The 4468-nt window shown below is 73.5% G+C and carries 3 protein-coding genes; all 3 read left to right on the top strand.

The window, feature by feature from the left end:
- The coding region (locus tag ACIQOV_RS29010; protein WP_401053493.1) for a cytochrome P450 at positions 1 to 1174 on the top strand (1174 nt) is incomplete at its 5' end.
- A 203-nt stretch (positions 1175 to 1377) separates the two neighbouring features.
- Positions 1378 to 2997 (top strand): aromatic amino acid lyase, encoded by a 1620-nt coding sequence (locus ACIQOV_RS29005; RefSeq protein ID WP_401053491.1) that lies wholly within the window; start codon positions 1378 to 1380, stop codon positions 2995 to 2997.
- A gap of 98 nt (positions 2998 to 3095) precedes the next feature.
- Positions 3096 to 4468: phenylacetate--CoA ligase family protein (locus ACIQOV_RS29000; RefSeq protein ID WP_401053489.1), on the top strand; the 1373-nt coding region annotated here is incomplete at its 3' end.

Below are 4468 nucleotides of genomic sequence, written 5' to 3'. Positions count from 1 at the left end.
CCTTCCGCTCTCCCCCTACGGCGAGCCGCCCGCCGAGTTCGCCGAACTGCGCGCCAAGTGCCCGGTCAGCCGGGTCCGGCTGCCCAGCGGCGACCAGGCCTGGCTGGTCACCGGCTACGACGAGGTCGTCTCCGCGCTCTCCGACCAGCGGCTGTCCCGGGCCGCGCTGCGCGAGCCGGGCGCCGTACGCACCGTCTCCGGCGAGGACTTCTCCGACAACCCGTACAACCTGCTCAACCAGGAGGGCCCCGACCACGCCCGGCTGCGCCGGCTGATCTCCCCCGCCTTCACCCCGCGCAAGGCCGAGCGCTGGCGCTCCCGGGTGGTCGAGATCGCCGACGAGCTCATCGACCGCCTGGTCGAAGGTCCCCGACCGGCCGACCTGCACCACGACTTCGCCGCCGTGCTGCCGGTCTGGGTGATCTGCGAGATGGTCGGCGCCCCGGTCGAGGACCGCCCGCTGCTCCAGCAGTGGACCGACCGGCTGGTCTCCATCACCGCCCACACCCCCGAGGAGCGGCTCGCCGCCCGCCAGGAGTCCGCCGCGTACGTCGCCGGGCTGGTCGCCGAACGCCGCGCGAACCCCGGCGAGGACCTGCTCTCCACCCTCATCTCGGCCCGCGACGACGAGGACCGCCTCGACGAGCGCGAGCTGGTCTGGCTCGGCATCAACCTGCTGGTCGCCGGCCACGACACCACCGTCAGCGCGGTCTCCCGGGCGCTGTACCAGCTGCTGCGCCACCCCGACCAGTGGCGGCTGCTCACCGAGCGCCCCGACCTGCTGGACAACGCGACCGAGGAACTCCTGCGCTACGCCCCGCCGTCCGAGATCGGCTTCATGCGGGTCGCCACCGAGGACCTGGAGCTGGCCGGCACCCCGGTCGCCAAGGGCGAGGGCGTCATCCCGGTGATGCACGCGGCCGGCCGCGACATCCGCCGGGTGGACGACCCCGAGCGGCTCGACCTCACCCGCGCCGACCCCAAGCACGTCGCCTTCGGCCACGGCGCCCACTACTGCCCCGGCGCGGGCGTCGCCCGGATGGAGCTCCAGGTCGCCTTCGGCACCCTGGCCCGCCGGCTGCCCTCGCTGCGGCTCGCGGTGCCCGCCGAGGAGGTCGAGTGGCTCGGCGGCCTGCTGACACTGCGTCCGAAGGCGCTGCCCGTCGAGTGGTGACGGGGCTCGGCGGACGCCCCGGCGACCCGGTCCGACGGCCCGTCCGTTGGGCCGGGTCGCCGCCCGCCGCCCGGCCGTTGGGACGGGATCCGGTCCGTACCGACGCCCGAAGACGGAACACCTGTCCGATCCCGAGACTTGGGGCCAGCCGGTACACCGCCCCCTCCGACCGGACCGCCCGCTCCGCCCAGGAACGAGGACCCATGCCCACCACGCGTCCCCTGGCCCTGACCGGCCACGACCTGACCCTCGCCGACATCGTCTCCGTCGCCCGGGCCCGCCCCGGCACCGCCGGACCGGTCCTCGCCCCCGCCGCCACCGGGAGGATGTCCGCCTCCGTCGCCCTCAAGGAGGACTGGCTGGCGCGCGGCATCCCGCTGTACGGCATCACCACCGGATTCGGCGACTCCGTCGGGCGGCAGATCTCCGCCGACCGCGCCGCCGCGCTCCAGCGGAACCTGATCACCTACCACCTCAACGGCACCGGCCCGACCGCCGCGCCCGAGGTCGCCCGCGCCGTCCAGCTGATCCGCGCCAACTGCCTGGGGCGCGGCCCCTCCGCGATCCGGCCCGTCGTGGTCGACACCCTGCTGCGCCACCTGGCCGCCGACATCCTGCCGCTCATCCCCGAACGGGGCTCGCTCGGCGCCAGCGGCGACCTGGTCCCGCTCTGCTACCTGGCGCACGCCCTGCTCGGCGAGGGCGACGTGCTGCACCGCGGCCGGATCCGCCCGGCCGCCGAGGCACTCGCCGAGGAGGGCATCGAACCGGTGGTGCTCGCCGCCAAGGAGGGCCTGGCACTGATCAACGGCACCTCCTTCACCTCCGCCTTCGCCGTCCTCGCCGCCCACGACGCGGCCGAACTCGCCGCCGCCGCCGACATCGCCACCGCCCTCGCCGTGGAGGCGCTGCACGGCAACGCCTCGCACTTCCACCCGTTCCTGCACCGCCAGAAGCCGCACCCCGGCCAGCTCGCCTCCGCGGCCGCGATCCGCGCCCTGCTCGACGGCTCCGAACTCGCCACCGACTACCGGGGCATCCTCGACCGCCAGGAACGCCTGGGCGACCGCGGCTTCCTCACCCACGAGCACCGCATCCAGGACCCGTACTCGCTGCGCTGCGCCCCGCACGTCACCGGCGTGCTGCGGGACACCCTGGACTGGGTGCGGCCCTGGCTGGAGACCGAGGTCAACTCCTCCACCGACAACCCGCTGTTCGACACCGAGGAGGGCCTGCTGCACCACGGCGGCAACTTCTACGCCGGCCACGTCGGCCAGGCCATGGACGGCCTCAAGACCGCCGTCGCCAACACCGCCGACCTGCTCGACCGCCAGCTCGCCCTGCTGGTCGACCCCAAGTTCAGCCGCGGCCTGCCGCCCAACCTGATCGCCCCCGCCGCCGACACCGACGCCCACGCCGGGCTCCACCACGGCTTCAAGGGCATGCAGATCGCCGCCTCCGCGATCACCGCCGAGGCGCTCAAGACCGCCGTACCCGCCTCACTGTTCTCCCGCTCCACCGAGGCGCACAACCAGGACAAGGTGAGCATGGGCACGATCGCCGCCCGCGACGCCCGTACGGTCGTCGAGCTCGCCCGCGACGTCACCGCGATCCACCTGCTCGCCGTCGCCCAGGCGGTCGAGCTGCGCGGCCTGCGCAAGGCCTCGCCCACCCTCCAGAAGGTGCACGGACTGATCCGCGAGCAGGCCCCGTTCACCGACCGCGACCGGCGGATGGACGGCGACATCGCCGCCGTGGCCGGCCTGGTCCGGGACGGTTCGCTGCGCCGCGCCGCCGGGCTCCCGGAGCCCTTCGCCGCCTGAACCCCCGCCCTTCGCCGCCCGAACCCCCGCCGTTCGCCGTCTCCCCCGCACCGGCACGTCCCCGACCGTGACTCCCACAGCCCGAGGAGCTATCGAAGATGCTGCTACTGCGCGACCCCGCCCAACGCCAGGACGCCGCCGAGCGCCTGGACTCCCACACCGCCCTGATCCACCGCACCTGGCAGGGCCAGGACCCGGCCGAACGCTACGGCGCCAAGCTGGCCACCACGCTGGCCGCCGCCGTGCGCTCCCCGATGTACGCCGGCACCCTCACCGGGGACCTCGCCGAGCGGCTGCGCTCGGACACCCCGCTGACCCCCGCCGAGGCCCTGGACGCCTTCGCCGCGCTGCCCTTCCTCGGCAAGAAGGAACTCGGCGGCCACGGCGCCGGCGCGTTCACCCGCCCACTGTCGGAGTTCCTGCACTACTACGAGTCCTCCGGCACCACCGGCGACCCGGCCCCCGCCCCCAAGGCGGTGGACGACCTGCTGGTCAACACCCTCAACATCGGCGAGATGTGGGGCCGGCTGCTGCGGCCCGCCGATGTCGCCCTGATCCTCATCAACGCCCCCTTCGCACCCGCCGCCTACCAGTTCGAGAAGGTGCTGGAGTACCTCGGAGTGATGTCCTTCCGCCCCTGGGTGGACAACATCACCGGCGACTACACCCGGGTGCTGCGACTGATCTCCGAACTGAACGCCAACGTCTACGTCGGACCGCCGTCCCGGCTGCTGGAACTGGCCCAGTTCTCCCAACGGAACGGCCTGCCGCTGCCCCGCTTCGACCGGCTGCTGCTGATGGCCGAACAGACCGGCCCCAGCTTCGTGCGCCACCTCGAACGCCTCACCGGCGGCACCGCCTACGTCGGCTCGTACGGCTCCTCGGAGACCGGCACCCTCGCCGTCACCTGCGAACACCGCCGGCTGCACCTGCAGTTGCAGAGCTACCTGCTGGAGATCGACGACGGCGAGGGCACCACCGTGCTCGGCCCGGACACCGACCCGGTGCAGGGCGAGCTGATCGTCACCACCCTGGACATCCCCTCCCGCCCGCTGCTGCGCTACCGCACCGGCGACCTGGTCCGGATCGAGACCGACCCCTGCGACTGCGGCATCCGGCTGCCCGTCCTGCGCACCCTCGGCCGGGCCCAGGACGTCCTGCTGCTCGCCGAGAACAACATCCGCCAGGACGACCTGGAGGAGGCGCTGTGGGCCGAGGCCCTGCCCGGCGCCTCGGTGTTCAACTACATGCTGGTGCTGCGCGGCAAGGCCCTCGTCTGCCTGGTCACCACCGACGGCACCCCGGACGGCTCCTGGTCGAAGGTGCTGGAGCAGCGCCTCGCCCCGCTCTTCGAGCAGTACACGGTGACCGTCCACCCGGTGGAGAAGCTGCCCCCGCTGGCCTCGCTCGGCCAGTACCTGGGCTGGAAGCTCTCCCGGGTCCTGGACCTCAACGAGGAGGCCAACTGGGG

It is taken from the genome of Kitasatospora sp. NPDC091257, from assembly GCF_044757675.1.
In the GTDB taxonomy this organism is placed as follows: Bacteria; Actinomycetota; Actinomycetes; order Streptomycetales; family Streptomycetaceae; genus Kitasatospora; species Kitasatospora lactacystinica.
Note: the sequence above shows the minus strand (reverse complement) of the source record. Positions and strands in the feature narration are given on the sequence as shown.

Excerpts from the sequence above, each read along its gene's own strand:
- ACIQOV_RS29005 (WP_401053491.1), top strand. The coding sequence starts at position 1,378 with ATGCCCACCACGCGTCCCCTGGCCCTGACCGGCCACGACCTGACCCTC.